The sequence below is a fragment of the Xylanimonas protaetiae genome, from assembly GCF_004135385.1.
GTDB classification, from domain to species: Bacteria; Actinomycetota; Actinomycetes; order Actinomycetales; family Cellulomonadaceae; genus Xylanimonas; species Xylanimonas protaetiae.
In genome coordinates, this window is the sequence record NZ_CP035493.1 from 2,469,704 (window position 1) to 2,487,728 (window position 18,025).

Below are 18,025 nucleotides of genomic sequence, written 5' to 3' on the forward strand. Positions count from 1 at the left end.
TTGGCGAACACCTGGTGAACATCTCAGGACTCGGGGGCCGTCCTCCGGCCGCCCGCCGCTAGGTTCGACCGCGACGTCCCCGTAACCACCAGGAGGAAAGATGTCCGCTCCCGCCACCGCCCCCAAGCTCACGCCCGCCGTCGCCGCCTGGGCCGACCGCCAGACCACGCCCGGCCTGGGCCTCACCGAGGCCCTCGCCGACCTGCACCAGGACTGGTCGGCCGGCCCCGCCGCCAACCACGACGAGCACCTGCGCCGCCTCGGCGCCATGAACGAGCTCGCCGACGCCCTGCGCGCCGCGACCGTCCACGCCGCCCTGGAGGCGGTCGAGGCCGGCCTGCCGGCCAAGGAGGTCGCCGCGACCGTCGGCTCCACCGCCGCCACGGTCACCAAGTGGGTCAAGGAGGCTCGTGCTGCCGCCTGAGAGCCGGTAGCGTCCGCGGACATGACTGCCTTCCAGCAGATCGTCCGCGGCCCAGGTCGCAAGCCCCACCACGTCGTGGTCCGCCAGCTCGCGCGCGGCTTCGACGCGGTCAACGCCCACGTGTGGTGGAGCCACAACGACCACTTCCACGGCTGGGTCCTGCGCCGCCTCCGGGCGGCGCGGGGCCCGGCCGTCGTCGTCGACGTCGGCTGCGGCGCCGGCACGCTCGTCGCAGCCCTGCGGGCCCGCGGCGGCCGCGTGGTGGGCATCGACCCCGACGACCTCATGGCCCGCACCGCCGCAGAGCGCTTCGCCGCCGACGACGGCGTGACGATCGCCCGCACCTCGTACTTCGACCTGGCGCGCGGCGACGGCCTCGTGCCCGCCGCCGGCGTCCGCGGCCTGACGATGATCGCCTCGTTCCACCACCTCGCCCACGAACGAGGTCTCGAGGCGACCCTCGAGCACGCCCGCGCGCTGCTCGCCCCCGGCGGGCGCCTCGTCGTCGTCGGCCTGGCCAGGCCGAGCGTGACGGCGGACTACGTCGTCGACATGGTCTCCGTGGTGCTCAACCCGCTCATGGGGCTCGTCAAGCGGGCGCAGGGCCTGACGTTCCGGCGCGCGGCTCCCGCCGAGGCGGGCCGCAACGAGGCGGGCATGCCGGTGCGCGACCCGGACGAGACCTACACGGACGTCGCCCAGGCCGCCGCACGCGTGCTGCCGGGGGCACGCGTGCGACGCCGGCTGTGGTTCCGCTACTCGCTGGAGTGGACGGCGGAGCGGTCCGCCGCGTAGCGGGGGCTGTCAGCAGCGCGGCGCCACGGGCTCCCCGGTCCCGGTGATGACGTACGCGTCCGACACCCAGTTCCGCGGTCCGATCCGGTACCAGAGGTTCGTGGTGCCGCGCGTCCCCGTGACCGTCGTCCCCCGCAGGTGGCACGTCAGCGGCACCTGCGCGGTGTTCGCGGCGAGCCCGACGGCCCGGTACCCCGTGCCGGGCCCGGAGCGGACCGTGAGCGGCTGCACGGGCGAGTCGATGGTTCCCTTCGGTGCGTTGCCCTGCCACAGGTAGGTGACCTTGATCCACGCGTTGCTGGTCAGGCGCAGCCCCTGGAGGAAGGTGCCGTCGGCGAGGTCGATGCCGGCCGGGTTGAGCACCTGCCGCCCGAACCCGTCGAGGCCCCCCGCGTACCCGAGCCGGAACGCCGCGGACGCCTGGGGCGTGCCGACGGGCAGGTCCGTCGCGAAGTGCCGGGTGGTGGACCAGTAGTCGTCGCCGATGTTCCACGGGCCGACGTCCCACACGGGTGCGTACTCGCACCGGCCCGTCGAGGGTGCGCACACGCGCACCGAGTACGCGCCCGTCCCGTCCGCCGAGAGCGCGCTCGTGGAGGGCAGGGCGACGAAGTGGTCGTTCTCCGTGATGACGTGCCCGTTCGCCGTCGTCCGGCCGACCAGGCCTTCGCGCGTGGCGAAGATCGTGTGCGTGCTGCCGTCGCTCGCGTCGGCAGCGGCAGGGGAGGCGAACGCCACGGTGGCGCCCGCCGTCAGCAGCATGACGACGCCGGTCAGGATCCGGCGCCGAGGCCCTCTCAGGGACCGCAACTCGCAAGTGACCATGACAGGAACGTAATTACGGCCACGCAAGGCCGCGACCTGGGGAGTTATCGGCGCGGGCCGTTGTCAAGCACCGACACGCACGAAATCGTCACGTTCCCGGCGCCTGGAAAGATGGCTGCCATGCGCTCCGTCACCCTCCTCGGCTCCACCGGTTCCATCGGCACGCAGGCCATCGACGTCGTCCGCCGCCACCGCGACCGCTTCCGCGTCGAGGCCCTCAGCGCCGGCGGGGGAGACGTCGCCCTGCTCGCCGCGCAGGCCGCCGAGCTCGGCGTGCGCGCCGTCGGCGTCGCCGACCCCGCCCGGACCGACGCGCTGCGCGCGGCGCTCGCCGCCGCGGGCTCCCGGGCCGAGGTGCTCGCCGGACCCGACGCCGCGACGCAGCTCGCCGGGCGCGGCGCCGACGTCGTCCTCAACGGCATCACCGGGTCCGTAGGGCTGCGGCCCACGCTCGCGGCGCTCGCGGCGGGGTCGACGCTCGCGCTCGCCAACAAGGAGTCGCTCGTCGTCGGCGGGGCGCTCGTCAAGGCGGCGCAGCGCCGTCCGGACCAGATCGTGCCGGTCGACTCCGAGCACAGCGCCATCGCGCAGTCGCTGCGCTCGGGCACGCACGCCGAGGTGCGACGGCTGGTCCTCACGGCGAGCGGCGGCCCGTTCCGCGGTCGGTCGCGCGACGACATCAAGGCGGTCACGCCCGACCAGGCGCTCGCGCACCCCACGTGGAGCATGGGCCCGGTCGTCACGGTCAACTCGGCGAGCCTCATGAACAAGGGCCTCGAGCTCATCGAGGCCCACCTGCTCTTCGACGTCCCGGTCGAGCGGATCACGGTCGTCGTGCACCCGCAGTCGGTCGTGCACTCGATGGTGGAGTTCGTCGACGGGTCCACCATCGCGCAGGCGAGCCCGCCCGACATGCGCCTGCCGATCGCGCTCGGCCTGTCCTGGCCCGACCGCCTCGATCCCGTCTCCGCGCCGTGCGACTGGACGCAGGCGACCGCCTGGACGTTCGAGCCGCTCGACGAGACGACGTTCCCGGCCGTCGGCCTGGCCCGGGCGGCCGCCGCCGCGTCCGCGACGCACCCCGCCGTCTACAACGCCGCCAACGAGCAGGGCGTCGCGGCGTTCCTCGCGGGCCGGATCGGGTTCCTGGACATCGTCGACACGGTCGAGCGGGTGCTCGGCGAGCACGACGGCGTCGCGGCCGCCGCCGTCATCCTCGCCGACGTCGAGGGCGCCGAGGCGTGGGCGCGCGCCCGGGCGGACGAGCTGCTCGCGCGGCGCTGAGACCGAGCATCCCCTGAGGGGCGCCTCGGCTCAGCGCGCCGCCCAGCCGTGGTCGACGGGGCCGTGCCCCGACCAGGCGCCCGGCGCGCCCGGCACGCCCAGCAGCCCGGTGCCGCCGACGTGCAGCGACCGGCCGGCGGCCAGCGCGCCCGTCAGGTAGTCCTTGGCCGCCCGGACCGCCGCAGGCCACCCGCCGGCGCCCGGGCGCAGCACCGCGCACGCCGAGCTGAGCGTGCACCCGGTCCCGTGCGTGTTGCGGGTCGCGACGTGCGGGCCGGCGAGCGCGACGACGACGCCGCCCGGCCCGGCCAGGTGGTCGACGGCGAGGCGGGCGGCGGCCGCGTGGTCGCCGGTGCCGCGGGAGGCAGCCTCGCCGGGCGCCTCGGGCGCCTCGGGCGCCTCGGGCGCCTCGGGCGCCTCGGGCGCCCCGGTGGCCGGCAGGTGCCCGCCCTTGACCAGCGCCCACCGGCCGCCCGCGGGCGCGGGTGCACCCTGCGCGGCCGCGAGCGCGAGGATCGCGCGGGCCTGGTCGGCCGCCTCGGCCGCGTCGCGGGCCTCGTCGGCGCCCAGCAGGACGGCGGCCTCGGCGAGGTTGGGCGTGACGAGGTCGGCCAGCGGCAGCAGCCGCTCGCGCAGCACGGCCTCGGCCTCACGGGCGAGCAGCCGGTCGCCCGACGTCGCGACCATGACGGGGTCCAGCACCACGACGGGCGCCGCCACCCCGGCCCGGGCGGCCATGGCGCGCAGCCCCTCGATCGCGTCGGCGACCGCCCCGGCGACGGCGGCGTCGCTCGTCATGCCGATCTTCACGGCGTCGACCGCGACGTCGGCCAGCAGCGTCTCGAGCTGGGCCGTGACCATGTCGGCCGGCACGGGGTGGACGCGCGTGACGCCGACGGTCGACTGGGCCGTCAGGCCCGTGAGCACCGCGCAGCCGTAGCCGCCGAGCGCCGCGAACGTCTTGAGGTCCGCCTGGATCCCGGCGCCGCCCGAGGGGTCGGAGCCGGCGACGGTCAGGGCGACGACGGGGTGCCCGGCGGGGCGCCGGCCATTCGCCCCGTCCGCCGCGGTGCCGCCCGCGGCGGGCCGGCTCATCGTGCCCGCCACGCGTGCGCGAGCGCGGCCGTCGCCGCGCGCGGGTCGGGCGTGCCGCACACCGCCGAGACGACCGCGGACCCCACGGCGCCCGCCGCGCGCAGCGCGGGCACGTCGACGGCCCGCAGGCCGCCGATGGCGACGCAGGGCGGCGCGCCCGCCGCGCGGGCGGCCGCGGCGACGGCGGCGAGCCCGTCGAGCCCGATCGCCGGGCGGGCGTCCGCCTTCGACGTCGTCGCGTGCACGGGCCCGACGCCCAGCAGGTCGAGGGTGCCGGCCGGGAGCGCGGCCGCGGCGACGGCCTCGGCGGGCGTCGTGACGCTCAGGCCCAGGTGCCGGCCGGGCCCGAGCAGCCGGCGGGCCGCCACGGGGTCGAGGTCGTGCTGGCCGACGTGCGCGCCGTCGGCGCCGATCGCGAGCGCGACGTCGACCCGGTCGTCGACGACGAGCGGCACGCCGGCCGGGCGCAGCACCGCGAGCAGTGCCTCGCCCAGCGCCGCGAGCTCGCGCGTGCTCGCGCCCGGGTCGCGCAGCTGCACGGCGGTGACGCCGCCCGCGAGGGCGGCACGCACCGTGTCGAGGACGCCCGCAGGACCGCCGCACCGCACGGTGTCGGTCACGAGGTAGACGGCCGGGTCGAACGCGCCGCGCACGCCCGGTCCCGCGGGCGAGGCGCCCGGTCTCACGGCCGCCGCGGCCAGGTCCGCGCTCATGCCGCCGCCCCCACGGGCTCGGCCACGAGCCCGGCGCGCGCGCCGACGACGGCGGGCTCGACGTCGTCGATCCGGTCGAGCAGCGCGACGGCGAACGACCCGGTCGTGGGTGCCGTCGCGGCCGCGAGCTCGCCCGCGACGCACATCCACGCGGTCGCCGCGGTCGCGGCCAGGAGCCGGTCGTCGGTCACCGCGGCGCACGCCGCGACGAGCGCGCCGAGCGAGCACCCCACGCCCGTCACGCGCGTGAGCAGCGGGTGGCCGGAACGCACGCGCACCACGCGGGCGCCGTCGGTGACGAGGTCCACCGCCCCGCTCACGGCGACGACGGCCCCCGACTCGCGGGCGAGGCGCAGCGCCGTGGCGCGCACGCCGTCGGGCGTGTCCAGCGAGTCGACGCCGCGCCCGCCCTGCCCGCCGGCCAGGGCCGCGACCTCCGACGCGTTGCCCCGCACGATCGTGGGCCCGACGGCGAGCAGCTCGGCCGCCAGGGCCGTGCGCAGGGGCAGCGCCCCGATCGCGACGGGGTCGAGCACCCACGGCGTCCCCGCGTCGACCGCCGCGTGCGCGGCGACGCGCATCGCGTCGGGCTGCTCGCCCTCGACGGTGCCGAGGTTGGTCAGCAGCCCGTCGGCGACGCGCGCGAACCCGCCCGCCTCGACGGGCGTGGCGACCATCGCGGGCGCCGCGCCCGCGGCGAGCAGCACGTTCGCCGTGACGTTCGTGACCACGGTGTTCGTGATGCAGTGGACGAGCGGGCCGGTCGCCCGGACGGCGGTCACCACGCCGGCGACGTCGCCGGGGGTGAGGACGGACGGCATGACGGTGCTCATGAGCGTTCCCTTCGCTAGCACTACCTAGATCAGGTTCGACGGGTGCATCTCAGCCGGACCGTCCAGGTCCGGCGCCCCGCGCCGACGCCCACCCTAACCGCGGCTAGGGTGTGCCTGCGCCCCTGACCAGGGGCCGCGTCCAACGGGAGTCCGGGATCCGCGCAGCGGCCGCCGGGCTGAGAGGGCGGCCGGGTGCCGCCGACCGATCGAACCTGTCCGGCTCACACCGGCGTAGGGAGGACCGTGATGGCGTCTGCCGTCCCCGTTCGCGAACCTGTCCACGGCCCCGGCGAGGCACCACCCGCCGAGGGCTCCGTCGAGGCCCCCGTCACGCTCGACGGACCGCCCGTGCGCGTGCACCGCGGGCGCGACCACCTCGGGCTGTGGGCGAGCCTCGGCGTCAGCCTGCTGGTGCCCGTGGTCGCCGTCTACTTCGTGCCCACGTCGCTCGCCGCGACGTTCGTCGCGATCGGTGTCGGCACCCTGGTCGGGTGCGGGCTGCTCGGGGCGGTCGCGGCGATCGGCGCCCGCACCGGCGAGCCGGCCATGGTCGTCTTCCGCGGCCTGCTCGGCGCCCGCGGGTCGTGGGTGCCCACCGCGCTCAACGTGCTGCAGTGCCTGGGCTGGGCGTGCTTCGAGGTGTGGATCATCGGCCGCGCCGCCTCGGGCGTCTGGCCGCAGGTGCCGCGCTGGGTGTTCGTCGTGGCCGCCGGGGTGGTCGCCACCGCGATGGCGCTGCGGCCCCTCGGGTCGGCGGCGCTGCTGCGGCGCGCCGCGGTCGTCGTCGTCGTCGCGTGCTCGGCGTACTTCCTCGTCGACGCCGCCCGGCGCCCGCTCGGGCCCGTCGGCGCGGGCGGGTGGCGCGGGCTGTGGACCAACGTCGACCTCGTGGCCTCGATGTCGGTGTCCTGGATCCCGCTCGTCGCGGACTACACCCGGCACGCGCGGCGCGGCACCGCGCGGGGCACCGGCGTCGCCGTCGGCGTCGGGTACGGCCTGGCCTCGGCGGCGTTCTTCTGCGTCGGGGCGCTCGGCCTGCTCGCCTACCGCCCGGCCGACGGCGACCTGGTCGCGGCGCTGCTCGCCGTGCCGGCGGGCGCGGTCGCCCTGGCGATCCTCGCCGCCGACGAGGTGGACCAGGCGTTCGCGAACGTCTACTCCACGGCCGTGAGCCTGCAGAACGTCGCACCGCGCGCCGACCGCCGCCTGCTCGCGCTCGGCGTGGGGGCGGTCGCTACCGCGCTGGGCGTCCTGGTCGACGACGGGTACGCGTACGAGGGGTTCCTCCTGCTCATCGGCGCGGTGTTCACGCCGCTCGGGGCGGTGCTCGTCGTCGACCACTGGGTGGTGCGCCGCGGCCGCTACGACCTGCGCGCCGCGGCGCCCGCGCGGCCCTGGCTGTTCGTGCCGTGGGTGGCGGGGTTCGTCGCGTTCGAGCTCGTCACGCCGACGTTCGTCGCGCTGTGGCCGGCGTGGGGCACGGCCTGGGGGCGGGCGCAGGCGGCGCTCGCCATCCCGGCCGACAACGGGTGGTCGGCGGTCGTGGCCGCGCTCGTGGTGGCCGGGGCGCTCACGCTCGCGGTCGCCCCGCTGGACCGCCGCCACGCGGACCGGGCGGCACGCGACGCCCCGCAGGTCGCCACGCCCGCCGCCCAGGAGGCGGTCAGCCCGGGCGCCTAGGCTGGGCGGGTGAGCATCGTCGTCGGGATCCTGGTCGTCGTCATCGGCGTCGCCCTGTCCATCGCCCTGCACGAGGTCGGGCACATGGTGCCCGCCAAGAGGTTCGGCGTGCGCGTCAGCCAGTACATGATCGGGTTCGGCCCGACCCTCTGGTCGCGGACGAAGGGCGAGACGGAGTACGGCCTCAAGGCGTTCCCGCTGGGCGGGTTCGTGCGGATGGTCGGCATGATGCCCCCGGCGCCCGCGGGCGCCCGCCGGACCGGCCGCGGCTTCTTCTCGCAGGTCATCGCGGACACGCGCGACCAGTCGGTCGAGGAGATCCGCCCCGGCGAGGAGCACCGCGCGTTCTACAACCTGTCGACGCCCAAGAAGCTCGTGGTCATGCTCGGCGGCCCGGTGATGAACCTCTTCCTCGCGGTCGTCATGACGGCGTCGTTCTTCGCCATCGGCCTCACGCAGCAGACGACGACGGTCGCGTCGGTGAGCGCGTGCGTCCCGACGGCGACCGGCGCACCCTGCGACGCCGCCGACCCGGCGCCCGCCACGGCCGCGGGCCTCCAGCCGGGCGACCGCGTCGTGTCCTACGACGGCCAGAGCACCACGACGTGGCGCGCCCTGCTCGAGGCGATCGACGGCACGGCGGGCCGTGCGGTGCCCGTCGTCGTCGAGCGCGCCGGGCAGGAGGTCACGCTCACCGTGACGCCCGTGGACGCGGAGCGCGCCGTCGTCGACGCCGCGGGCACCCCGGTCACGGACGCCGACGGGAACGTCCAGACCGTCAGCGGGGCGTTCCTCGGGCTCTCGCCCACGCTGGCGCGCCAGTCGCTGCCGCTGCGGGAGGTCCCCGGCGAGGTGGGCCGCATGTTCACCGGCACCGCCGAGGCCGTCGTCACCTTCCCGGCGAAGGTGTGGCAGGCCGCCCAGTCGACCTTCTCCGACACCCCGCGCAGCGCGGACGGCGTGATGTCCGTGATCGGCGTGGGCCGCACCGCCGCCGACGTCGCGGGCATGGACGCCTCCGTGCTCGACCGGGTCGCGATCATGCTCAGCCTGCTCGCCTCGCTGAACATGGCCCTGTTCGTGTTCAACCTGATCCCGCTGCTGCCGCTCGACGGCGGGCACGTCGTCAACGCCCTCTACGAGGGCGCGAAGCGCCAGGTCGCGCGCTTCCGCGGCGTGCACCCGCTGCCCGGCCCCGCCGACGTCGCACGCATGATGCCGGTGGCCTACGTGATGTTCGTGGTGCTGCTCGGCTCGGGCGTGCTGCTCATGGTGGCCGACGTCGTCGACCCCGTGAAGATCTTCTGACGACGCGGTAACCAGCGCTCGGACGGCGCGGGCGAGCCCCCGCGACAGGGGGATACTGGGCGGGTGACTGCGATCAATCTCGGTATGCCCTCCGCGGCTGCTCCCGGCGCTGCGCCCGTCCTCGCCCCCCGCCGCCCCACGCGCAAGATCAAGGTCGGCAAGGTCGAGGTGGGCGGCGACGCCCCCATCAGCGTCCAGTCCATGACGACGACGCCCACCACGGACGTCAACGCCACGCTCCAGCAGATCGCCGAGCTGACCGCGGCCGGCTGCGACATCGTGCGCGTCGCCGTGCCGAGCGCCGACGACGCCGAGGCGTTGCCGACCATCGCCCGGAAGTCGCAGATCCCCGTCATCGCCGACATCCACTTCCAGCCCAAGTACGTGTTCGCCGCGATCGACGCCGGCTGTGCCGCCGTCCGCGTGAACCCGGGCAACATCCGCAAGTTCGACGACCAGGTCAAGCAGATCGCCCAGGCGGCCAAGGACGCCGGCGTCTCGCTGCGCATCGGCGTCAACGCCGGCTCGCTCGACCCGCGCCTGCTGGCGAAGTACGGCAAGGCCACCCCGGAGGCCCTCGTCGAGTCGGCCGTGTGGGAGGCGTCCCTCTTCGAGGAGCACGACTTCCACGACTTCAAGATCTCGGTCAAGCACAACGACCCGGTGGTCATGGTGCGCGCCTACGAGATGCTCTCCGAGCGCGGCGACTGGCCGCTGCACCTCGGCGTCACCGAGGCGGGCCCGGCCTTCCAGGGCACCATCAAGTCCGCCACGGCGTTCGGCGCGCTGCTCAGCAAGGGCATCGGCGACACCATCCGCGTGTCCCTCTCGGCCCCGCCCGTCGAGGAGGTCAAGGTCGGCAACCAGATCCTCCAGGCCCTCAACCTGCGCCCGCGCAAGCTCGAGATCGTCTCCTGCCCGTCGTGCGGCCGGGCCCAGGTGGACGTGTACACGCTCGCCGAGCGGGTCACCGCCGGGCTCGAGGGCCTCGAGGTGCCGCTGCGCGTCGCCGTCATGGGCTGCGTCGTCAACGGTCCGGGCGAGGCCCGCGAGGCCGACCTCGGCGTCGCCTCCGGCAACGGCAAGGGCCAGATCTTCGTCAAGGGCGAGGTCATCAAGACCGTCCCCGAGTCCGAGATCGTCGAGACGCTCATCGAGGAGGCGCTGCGCATCGCCGAGTCGATGCCGGTGCCCGAGGGCGACGGCCCCGGCCCGCTCGTGACGGTCGGCTGAGACCGGGACACCGCGAGGTCGACGTGGACCGGGTCGTCGCTGACACCGCCACCGCCGGACCGGCGGTCGTGCGGCTCGCGCGCGTGCTCGGCGCCGCCGACCTGCCCGCGGCGCTCGCCGTCTGCGCGCAGGACCCCGTCGCCGCCGTGCTCGCGTCGTCGCGCCTGGAGATCGCGGCCGTGGCCGGTCTGGCCGCCGCGGGCGGCCAGGTGTGGGGGTGGCCCGCCGTCGGGCCGCTGCAGGCGGTCTGCTGGGCGGGCGCCAACCTCGTCCCCGTCGTCCCCGCGTCCCTCGGGGACGACGCCGCGGAGGCCGTCGAGGCGTTCGCGCGCACGGCCCGCGGCCAGGGCCGCCGGTCGTCGTCGATCGTGGGGGAGTCGGGGGCGGCGCTCGCGCTGTGGGCCAGCCTCGAGCGGCACTGGCCGCGCGCCCGGGAGATCCGCGCGCACCAGCCGTCGCTCGCCATCGCGCGCGACCCCGACGTCGAGCCCGACCCGCGCGTGCGCCTCTCGCGGCCCGAGGAGCTGAACATCGTGCTGCCCGCGTGCGTCGCGATGTTCACCGAGGAGGTCGGCTACTCGCCCGTCGCCGGGGGAGGCACCGCCTACCGGGAGCGCGTGCGCTCGCTCGTGGCCGAGGGCCGCTCGTACGTGCGGCTCGCCGCCGGGACGCCCGGCGACCCGTACCGGCGGGTCTCCCCGCTCGTCGAGTTCAAGGCCGAGCTCGGCGCGGTCGCGCAGGGCGTCGCGCAGGTGCAGGGCGTGTGGGTGGACCCCGCCGTGCGCGGCACGGGGCTGTCGGAGGGCGGGATGGCTGCCGTCGTCGCCGACGCCCGGCGCCGGGTGGCGCCCGTGGTGTCGCTGTACGTCAACGGGTTCAACGTGCGGGCGCTGCGCGCGTACCGGCGCGTGGGGTTCGAACAGGTCGGGACCTTCGCCACTGTCCTGTTCTGACCTCGCCGTGCTGTCGTGAGGTATGACCTCCACTGCCGCCTGGGTCGGTGACCGATCGGAGCGCGACACCGTCGCCCGTGCACCCGGCGAGGCAGTGTTGCATCGGGCAATGGACGACGTGCTCCGGAAGCTCACGCTCCCCCGTACCTGGCCGCATGCCTCGAGGCGGCCCGCAGCATCACGATCCCGGCCAGCCGGGCCGAGCTCTACGAGCTCTCCCTGGGCGGCGCCGGCGCCGACACCTTCGACATCGGCTTCGACGTGCCGGGCCGCGGCTTCGTCAAGGAGGGCGACGTCGTCCGCTGCCGCAACGGCATCTCGGTCAACTACGTCGAGGACTACATCCGGCGTCGCGACCCCGACTGCATGCGCATCGGCGACGACCTCCCCTCGGACAAGCCGCGTTTCGCCGCCGACTACGGGCCCTTCGCCCCGGTCAAGGCGGCCACGCTCGCATGGCTCGCGGAGCAGGACCTCATCGTCGTCCCGTTCAAGGCCGGCGGCCCCCGCCTCGGCAGCCCGTCCCTGGCCGTCATCCCGAAGAACTGCGGGTTCTTCGGCACGGCGCTGGTGGACCTCCAGGGCTTCTTCACGTTCGACGAGCTGGGCCCGTTCGCCCCGCGCTCGATCCTCTACCTGGCCCCGCCGTTCCGGCACACGCACTTCGACGGCAAGCAGGTGGTGGTCCACGACCGCACCGAGACCCTGCACGAGATCTGGGCCTACAACCTGTACCCGGGGCCGAGCGCCAAGAAGGGCGTCTTCTCCGCGTTGCTCGACATCGGCACGCAGGAGGGCTGGATCACCGCGCACGCCTCGGCCGTCCGCGTGACGACGCCGTACGAGAACGAGACCGTCGTGATGCACGAGGGCGCCTCGGGCGGCGGCAAGTCCGAGATGTGCCAGGACCTGCGCCGCGAGGAGGACGGCCGCGTCCTGCTCGGCACCAACGTCGTCACCGACGAGCCGTACGCCATCACGCTGTCCGAGGCCTCGCGCCTCGAGCCCGTCACGGACGACATGACGCTGTGCCACCCGTCGCTGCAGCGCCCCACCAGCGGCAAGATGACGATCGCCGACGCCGAGGACGGCTGGTTCGTGCGCGTCGACAACCTCACGAGCTACGGCGAGGACCCGCACCTCGAGCGCGCGATCATCCACCCGGACGAGCCGCTGGTGTTCTTCAACATCGAGGGCAAGGTGGGCGCGACGGCGCTGCCCTGGGAGCACGTCACCGACGACGCCGGCAAGCCCTGCTCGAACCCGCGCGTCATCATCCCGCGCAACCAGATCAAGGGCATCGTCGACGAGCCGGAGGAGGTCGACGTCCGCACGTTCGGCGTGCGCATGCCCGCGTGCACCGCTGCGGCCCCGACCTACGGCGTCATGGGCCTCATGCACGTCATCCCGCCCGCGCTCGCGTGGCTCTGGCGCCTCGTGACCCCGCGCGGCGACAAGAACCCGTCGATCGGCGCGACGGCCGCCGAGGCGGCCGTCATCGCGCACGGCGGCATGGTCGCCGAGGGCGTCGGCTCGTTCTGGCCCTTCTCGACCAACACCAAGGTGGGTGCGGCGAACCTGCTGCTGCGCCAGATCCTCGCCGCGCCGCGCACCCGGTTCGTGCTCACGCCCAACCAGCACATCGGCGCGTACAAGGTGGGCTTCGCCGCCGAGTGGGTCACGCGCGAGTGGCTCGCGCGCCGCGGGCAGGGGCCGCTGCGCCGCGAGCGCCTCACCCCGGCGCGCTGCCCGCTGTTCGGGTACGCGCTCAAGGAGATGAAGCTCGACGGGCAGCAGATCCGCCCGTCGCTGCTCCAGCCCGAGCTCCAGTCCAAGGTGGGCGTCGCGGCGTACGACGCGGGCGCCCGGATCATCACGGAGTTCTTCAAGGCCGAGCTCCAGCAGTTCCTCACCGACGACCTCGACCCGCTGGGCCGGGCGATCATCGAGGTCTGCCTGAAGGACGGCACCCTGGACGACTACCTCGCCCTCACGCCGCTCGAGCCGGAGCCGTACCCCGTCACGGGGGCGGTCCCGATGGTGGTGCCCGCGCGCTGACTACTTGAGCAGGCGCGACATCCGCCGGTCGGCCAGGGGCTTGCCCTCGGTCTGGCACGTGGCGCAGTACTGCAGCGACCGGTCCGCGAACGAGACCTCGCGGACCGTGTCGCCGCAGACGGGGCACGCCTGCCCGGTGCGCCCGTGCACGCGCATGCCCGCGCGCTTGGCGTCCTTGAGCTCCTTGGCGGGCTTGCCCTCGGCCGCGGCGACGGCGTCGGTCAGCGTGGCGATGACGGCCGCGTAGAGGCGCTCGACGTCGTCGGCCGTGAAGCTCTTCGTGAGCTTGAAGGGCGACATGCGCGCGACGTGGAGGATCTCGTCGGAGTAGGCGTTGCCGATGCCCGCGACGGCGTACTGGTCGCGCAGCAGGCCCTTGACCTGCTGGTTCTTGGCGTGCAGGAGCCCGGAGAGCGTCTCGGCCGTGAACGCGGGGTCGAGTGGCTCGGGGCCGAGGCTCGCGACCTGCGGGACGTCCTGCGGGTCGCGCACCACGTGCACGGCGAGCCGCTTCTGCGTGCCCGCCTCGGTCAGGTCGAAGCCGGTGTCGTCGTCGAACCGCACCCGCAGCGCGATCACGGCCCCGCGCGCCGACCCGCCCAGGCGCGGGCGCACCGTCGTCGCGGGGACCTGGTCGTACCAGCGCAGCCAGCCGCCGCGGGAGAGGTGGACGAGCAGGTGCGGGTCGGCGTCGTCGTCGAACGTGAACGTCTCCATGTCCAGCCACTTGCCGTGCCGCGCCCACCCGCGCACGGTCGCGCCCACGAGGGCGGCCAGGGGAGGGTCGAACGTCTTGAGCGCGGCGATGTTCCCGACGTCGGCCGCCACGACGGTCCGCCCACGCGTCCGCTCGCGAAGAAACCGGACGAGCCCTTCGACCTCGGGCAGCTCAGGCATGCCCCCCATCCTCCCCGACCCCACCGCCCACCGCCCGCCGCCCGCCGCCCGCCGCCCGGCGTCGGGCCGCGCTCTGGTCGTCGGTTCGGGGTCTGATCGTCGAGTCCAACCGACGATCAGACCGCGAACCGACGATCAGCCCGTGTGCCTGTGCGTGGGAGCGTGACGTCGGTTCGGGCGGCGTCGTCCCGGTAGCCTGGGCGCATGTCTGCCCTGGCCCGTCATCGCAAGTCCAGCGATCTGCTCCGGTTGTCCTCCCTCTTCGTCCGCACGCTGCGCGAGGACCCGGCCGACGCCGAGGTCGCGTCGCACAAGCTGCTGGTCCGCGCCGGCTACATCCGCCGCGCCGCCCCGGGCATCTACACGTGGCTGCCGCTGGGCCTGCGCGTGCTCGCCAAGGTCGAGGCGATCGTGCGCGAGGAGATGGACGCCATCGGAGCCCAGGAGGTCCACTTCCCGGCGCTGCTGCCGCGCGAGCCCTACGAGGCCACCGGTCGCTGGGAGGAGTACGGGCCCAACCTGTTCCGCCTCCAGGACCGGAAGAAGGCCGACTACCTCCTCGCGCCGACGCACGAGGAGATGTTCACGCTGCTGGTCAAGGACCTGTACTCGTCATACAAGGACCTGCCGCTGACGCTCTACCAGATCCAGACGAAGTACCGCGACGAGGCCCGCCCCCGCGCCGGCCTGATCCGCGGCCGCGAGTTCGTCATGAAGGACTCGTACTCGTTCGACCACACCGACGCGGGGCTCGACGCCGCGTACCTCGCGCACCGCGGCGCGTACGAGCGCATCTTCCAGCGCCTCGGCCTGGAGTACGTCATCGTCTCGGCGATGTCGGGCGCCATGGGCGGCTCGCGCTCGGAGGAGTTCCTGTCGCCGAGCCCCATCGGCGAGGACACCTTCGTGCGCTCGGCCGGCGGCTACGCGGCCAACGTCGAGGCCGTCGTGACGCCCGTCCCGGAGGCGGTCCCGTACGACGACGCCCCCGCCGCGCACGTGGAGGACACCCCCGACACCCCCACGATCGACACGCTCGTGGCGCTCGCGAACGCGAAGCACCCGCGCCCCGACCGCGAGTGGACCGCCGCCGACACCCTGAAGAACGTGGTGCTCGCGGTGACGCAGCCCGACGGGACGCGCGGCCTGCTCGTCGTCGGCGTGCCCGGCGACCGGGAGGTCGACGTCAAGCGCCTCGAGGCGGCGCTCTCGCCCGCCGAGGCCGAGCCCGCCGGCGACGCCGACTTCGCGAAGCACCCCGCGCTGGTCAAGGGCTACATCGGCCCGGCCGTGCTGGGTCCGCAGGGCCCGCAGGTCACGGCGGAGGACGGCACGACGACGTCGGCCGTGCCCTACCTGCTCGACCCGCGCGTCGTGCCCGGCACCCGCTGGATCACGGGCGCGAACGAGGCCGGCCGCCACGTCTTCGACATCGTCGCCGGCCGCGACTTCACCGCCGACGGCACTATCGAGGCCGCCGAGGTGCGCGAGGGCGACCTCGCCCCGACGGCTCGGGCCCGCTCGAGCTCGCGCGCGGCATCGAGATGGGGCACATCTTCCAGCTCGGCCGCAAGTACGCCGAGGCGCTTGGCCTCAAGGTGCTCGACGAGAACGGCAAGGCCGTCACCGTCACCATGGGCTCCTACGGCATCGGCGTCACGCGCGCCCTGGCCGCGCTCGCGGAGGCCAACCACGACGAGAAGGGCCTCGCCTGGCCCGCGCACGTCGCCCCGGCGCACGTCCACGTCGTCGCCACCGGCAAGGGCACCGAGGTGTTCGACGCCGCGGCCGCCATCGCCGCGGGGCTGGCGGACAACGGTGTCGAGGTGATCTACGACGACCGGCCCAAGGTCTCCCCGGGCGTGAAGTTCGCCGACGCCGAGCTGCTCGGCGTGCCGCTGCTCCTCGTCGTCGGGCGCGGCCTGGCCGACGGCGTCGTCGAGGTGCGCCCGCGCGCGGGCGAGGCCCAGCAGCTGCCGGTCGCGGATGCGGTCGCGACGGTCACGGCCCAGGTCGAGGCGCTGCTCGCCTGACCGTCCGGACAGAGCTCTGGGCAGAGCGCGAGGGCGGCTCCGACCATGGTCGGAGCCGCCCTCGGCGCGTCAGGGCAGCTGCTCCGGCAGCCCCGGGAAGGCGAGCGGGGGAGCGCCCCACGCGTCGAGCGTGAGCGCCGACTCGACGAGCAGGTCCACGAGCAGCCCGCGCGTCATGGGCGCGGTCGTGCCGACGAGCGTCGCGAAGCTCGTGCCGAGCCCTGTCTCGAGCGTGCGCACGAGCGTCGGGTCGTCGTCGGCGCGCGGGATCGCGTACGCCACGCGGCGCGGGTCCTGCGCGGTGTCCGCGATCGACCCCAGCTCGGCCCACGCCTGCGCCCGCTCGCCGTGGGCGCGCGACCGCGCGAGGAGCCGGGCGCGGTCGTCGCCGCTCGTGCGCGCCGCGCGCACCTCGAGCGCGTAGCGGGCGCCGTCCTCGGCGAGCACGAGCGCCCGGAAGTCCGACGCCGTCAGGCCCGCGGGCAGCACCGACTGCTCGCCGCCGGGCGGGGTGGTCGCGACGGGCGACGGGGTCGGGCTGGCGGCGGGCGTCTGGGTCGTGGTGCCTGGCGCGGGCATCGTCGGGACGACCGGGTCTGGCCCGGGGACGGCCGCGAGCGCGGCGAGCCGCGTCGCCGAGACGGCCTGGGACGCGCCGATGGACGCGATCAGCCGCGCGAGGTCGCCGCCCGACGTCGTCGTCGCGGCGGTGCGGTTGCGTGCCGCGGCGTCGGACAGCGTGCCCACCACCTCGGCGGGCGTCGCCGGCGGTTCCGGCTCGGAAGCCTCCGGCGACGGATCGAGGTCGGCGTCGTCGTCGGGGTCGATGCCCGACTCGTACTGTCCGCCCAGCGCGTCCACGTGCGCGTGCGCGTCGGCGGCGACACGGGCGAGCTCGGCGCTCACCGGCTCGGGCAGCCCCTCGGCCTGCTGGGCCGACGTCGCCAGGTCCGCGACGCCCAGGGCGTCGGCGACGGCGGTGCGGCGCACCTGCTCGAGGGCGTCCGGGACGGGCTCCGCGGGCGGGGGCGTCTCGAGGCGCACGCCGCACCCGGCGAGCACGCCGACGAGCAGCGCGGCGACGAGCGCAGCGTGGGCGCGGGGCCGTCGCCGGCGGCGGGTCGGGGCAGGCTGGCGTTCCATCGCCCCGATCCTCCCACCGGGTACCCCCGCCCAGTGTGTGCCACGTCGCGTACCGAGCCTGCCTGCGACGTGCTGTTCCGGGTCGTGAGACCGGGCGCGGCCGTTAGGCTTGACGTCGCACAACACCACACCGGTCGCGCCCGACCCGGAGTGACCAGCCGGCAGGCCGACGGGAGGCAGGACGATGGCAGCGCCAGACGAGCGGAAGAGCTCACCCGGTTCCGCGACCGCCGAGGCGGTGCACCGCGTGGTGGCGCCGGCCGTCGACGCCGAGGGGCTCTACCTCGAGGCTGTGACGGTGTCCCGCGCCGGGGCGCGCTCGGTGGTCCGCGTGACGGTGGACCTGCCGGAGGACGAGGTCGGCTCGCTGGGCTCGGACGCCCTGGACGCCGTCTCGCGCGCGATCTCCGCGGCGCTCGACGCCGACGACGTCGTGCCCGGTGTGTACGTGCTCGAGGTCTCGACGCCGGGCACGTCCCGGCCGTTGACCGAGCTGCGCCACTTCAGGCGGGCGCGGACGCGCCTCGTGACGCTCACGCTGACCGACGGCGGCGAGGCCACGGGCCGCCTCGAGGACGTGACCGCGAGCCCGGACGGCGACGAGCTCCTGCTCGACGACGGCACGCGCGTGCCGGTCGCCGCGGTGCGCCGCGGGCGCGTGGAGGTCGAGCTCAAGCGGATCGACGACGCCGACCTCGGCCCTGAGATTGATGACGACGACGCGGGCGACGCTCGCACCCAGGAGGGCTGA

General features: G+C 75.2%; 15 protein-coding genes, 1 pseudogene and 1 riboswitch. Of the genes and pseudogenes, 10 read left to right on the forward strand and 6 right to left on the reverse strand.

The genetic code is table 11. The features are described from left to right. The first annotated feature begins 100 nt into the window (after window positions 1–100). Window positions 101–424, forward strand: coding sequence for a hypothetical protein (locus ET471_RS11405; protein ID WP_129188437.1), 324 nt, complete (start codon window positions 101–103; stop codon window positions 422–424). 21 nt (window positions 425–445) lie between these two features. After that, complete coding sequence (locus ET471_RS11410) at window positions 446–1,219, forward strand: class I SAM-dependent methyltransferase (RefSeq protein WP_129188439.1); 774 nt, start codon at window positions 446–448, stop codon at window positions 1,217–1,219. Window positions 1,220–1,228: 9 nt separating this feature from the next. On the opposite strand, the gene ET471_RS11415 is transcribed toward ET471_RS11410, so the two are convergent. Next, window positions 1,229–2,044, reverse strand: a complete 816-nt coding sequence (locus ET471_RS11415) for a hypothetical protein (protein WP_129188441.1) — start codon at window positions 2,042–2,044, stop codon at window positions 1,229–1,231. Between the two features lie 120 nt (window positions 2,045–2,164). On the opposite strand from ET471_RS11415, the gene dxr reads away from it, so the two are divergent. Beyond that, on the forward strand, window positions 2,165–3,328 hold the full coding sequence (dxr, locus tag ET471_RS11420; RefSeq protein WP_425356553.1) for a 1-deoxy-D-xylulose-5-phosphate reductoisomerase: 1,164 nt from the start codon (window positions 2,165–2,167) through the stop codon (window positions 3,326–3,328). Between the two features lie 30 nt (window positions 3,329–3,358). Here dxr and thiD read toward each other — a convergent pair whose 3' ends face one another. The 3 genes from thiD to thiM form a co-directional block, all read right to left on the reverse strand. Further along, window positions 3,359–4,423, reverse strand: coding sequence for a bifunctional hydroxymethylpyrimidine kinase/phosphomethylpyrimidine kinase (thiD, locus tag ET471_RS11425; protein WP_129188445.1), 1,065 nt, complete (start codon window positions 4,421–4,423; stop codon window positions 3,359–3,361). Continuing rightward, window positions 4,420–5,136 carry a thiamine phosphate synthase gene (gene thiE, locus ET471_RS11430; protein ID WP_129188447.1) on the reverse strand — a complete coding sequence of 239 codons (717 nt, stop codon included), beginning with the start codon at window positions 5,134–5,136 and terminating at the stop codon, window positions 4,420–4,422. The genes thiD and thiE overlap by 4 nt, the downstream gene beginning before the upstream one ends. Continuing rightward, on the reverse strand, window positions 5,133–5,969 hold the full coding sequence (thiM, locus tag ET471_RS11435) for a hydroxyethylthiazole kinase (protein WP_165350480.1): 837 nt from the start codon (window positions 5,967–5,969) through the stop codon (window positions 5,133–5,135). Before thiM ends, thiE begins: the two co-directional genes overlap by 4 nt. Then, window positions 5,958–6,058: riboswitch (TPP riboswitch) on the reverse strand. It overlaps the preceding gene by 12 nt. A 157-nt stretch (window positions 6,059–6,215) precedes the next feature. Between thiM and ET471_RS11440 the strand changes: the two genes are divergently transcribed. From ET471_RS11440 to ET471_RS11460, 5 genes are all read left to right on the forward strand, one after another. Then, entirely contained in the window at window positions 6,216–7,649 is a 1,434-nt protein-coding gene (locus tag ET471_RS11440) for a purine-cytosine permease family protein (RefSeq protein WP_129188449.1), read from the forward strand. Window positions 7,650–7,658: 9 nt separating this feature from the next. Next, on the forward strand, window positions 7,659–8,957 hold the full coding sequence (locus tag ET471_RS11445) for a M50 family metallopeptidase (RefSeq protein WP_129188451.1): 1,299 nt from the start codon (window positions 7,659–7,661) through the stop codon (window positions 8,955–8,957). 84 nt (window positions 8,958–9,041) lie between these two features. Next, window positions 9,042–10,190 (forward strand): flavodoxin-dependent (E)-4-hydroxy-3-methylbut-2-enyl-diphosphate synthase, encoded by a 1,149-nt coding sequence (gene ispG / locus ET471_RS11450; RefSeq protein WP_129190929.1) that lies wholly within the window; start codon window positions 9,042–9,044, stop codon window positions 10,188–10,190. 23 nt (window positions 10,191–10,213) lie between these two features. Continuing rightward, window positions 10,214–11,143 carry a GNAT family N-acetyltransferase gene (locus ET471_RS11455; protein WP_242496259.1) on the forward strand — a complete coding sequence of 310 codons (930 nt, stop codon included), beginning with the start codon at window positions 10,214–10,216 and terminating at the stop codon, window positions 11,141–11,143. A 147-nt stretch (window positions 11,144–11,290) separates the two neighbouring features. Further along, window positions 11,291–13,201, forward strand: a complete 1,911-nt coding sequence (locus tag ET471_RS11460) for a DUF4914 family protein (RefSeq protein WP_242496535.1) — start codon at window positions 11,291–11,293, stop codon at window positions 13,199–13,201. Here the strand turns inward: ET471_RS11460 and ET471_RS11465 are convergent, their stop codons facing one another. Next, window positions 13,202–14,098: an Fpg/Nei family DNA glycosylase gene (locus ET471_RS11465; RefSeq protein WP_129188455.1), complete on the reverse strand. Its 897-nt coding sequence runs from the start codon at window positions 14,096–14,098 to the stop codon at window positions 13,202–13,204. Between the two features lie 204 nt (window positions 14,099–14,302). Between ET471_RS11465 and ET471_RS11470 the strand changes: the two are divergent. Then, window positions 14,303–16,131, forward strand: a pseudogene (locus ET471_RS11470) (proline--tRNA ligase). Between the two features lie 69 nt (window positions 16,132–16,200). On the opposite strand, the gene ET471_RS11475 reads toward ET471_RS11470, so the two are convergent. Then, a complete protein-coding gene (locus ET471_RS11475; protein WP_129188457.1) occupies window positions 16,201–17,274 on the reverse strand; it encodes a DUF4439 domain-containing protein in 1,074 nt (357 codons plus the stop codon). A gap of 184 nt (window positions 17,275–17,458) precedes the next feature. Here ET471_RS11475 and ET471_RS11480 point away from each other — a divergent pair, with 184 nt between their 5' ends. Beyond that, a complete protein-coding gene (locus tag ET471_RS11480) occupies window positions 17,459–18,025 on the forward strand; it encodes a ribosome maturation factor RimP (protein ID WP_129188459.1) in 567 nt (188 codons plus the stop codon).

Excerpts from the sequence above, each read along its gene's own strand:
- thiE (WP_129188447.1), bottom strand. The coding sequence starts at position 5,136 with ATGAGCGCGGACCTGGCCGCGGCGGCCGTGAGACCGGGCGCCTCGCCC.
- ET471_RS11465 (WP_129188455.1), bottom strand. The coding sequence starts at position 14,098 with ATGCCTGAGCTGCCCGAGGTCGAAGGGCTCGTCCGGTTTCTTCGCGAG.
- ispG (WP_129190929.1), top strand. The coding sequence starts at position 9,042 with ATGCCCTCCGCGGCTGCTCCCGGCGCTGCGCCCGTCCTCGCCCCCCGC.
- thiM (WP_165350480.1), bottom strand. The coding sequence starts at position 5,969 with ATGAGCACCGTCATGCCGTCCGTCCTCACCCCCGGCGACGTCGCCGGC.
- ET471_RS11475 (WP_129188457.1), bottom strand. The coding sequence starts at position 17,274 with ATGGAACGCCAGCCTGCCCCGACCCGCCGCCGGCGACGGCCCCGCGCC.
- ET471_RS11480 (WP_129188459.1), top strand. The coding sequence starts at position 17,459 with ATGGCAGCGCCAGACGAGCGGAAGAGCTCACCCGGTTCCGCGACCGCC.
- ET471_RS11405 (WP_129188437.1), top strand. The coding sequence starts at position 101 with ATGTCCGCTCCCGCCACCGCCCCCAAGCTCACGCCCGCCGTCGCCGCC.
- thiD (WP_129188445.1), bottom strand. The coding sequence starts at position 4,423 with ATGAGCCGGCCCGCCGCGGGCGGCACCGCGGCGGACGGGGCGAATGGC.
- ET471_RS11415 (WP_129188441.1), bottom strand. The coding sequence starts at position 2,044 with ATGGTCACTTGCGAGTTGCGGTCCCTGAGAGGGCCTCGGCGCCGGATC.
- ET471_RS11410 (WP_129188439.1), top strand. The coding sequence starts at position 446 with ATGACTGCCTTCCAGCAGATCGTCCGCGGCCCAGGTCGCAAGCCCCAC.
- dxr (WP_425356553.1), top strand. The coding sequence starts at position 2,165 with ATGCGCTCCGTCACCCTCCTCGGCTCCACCGGTTCCATCGGCACGCAG.
- ET471_RS11440 (WP_129188449.1), top strand. The coding sequence starts at position 6,216 with ATGGCGTCTGCCGTCCCCGTTCGCGAACCTGTCCACGGCCCCGGCGAG.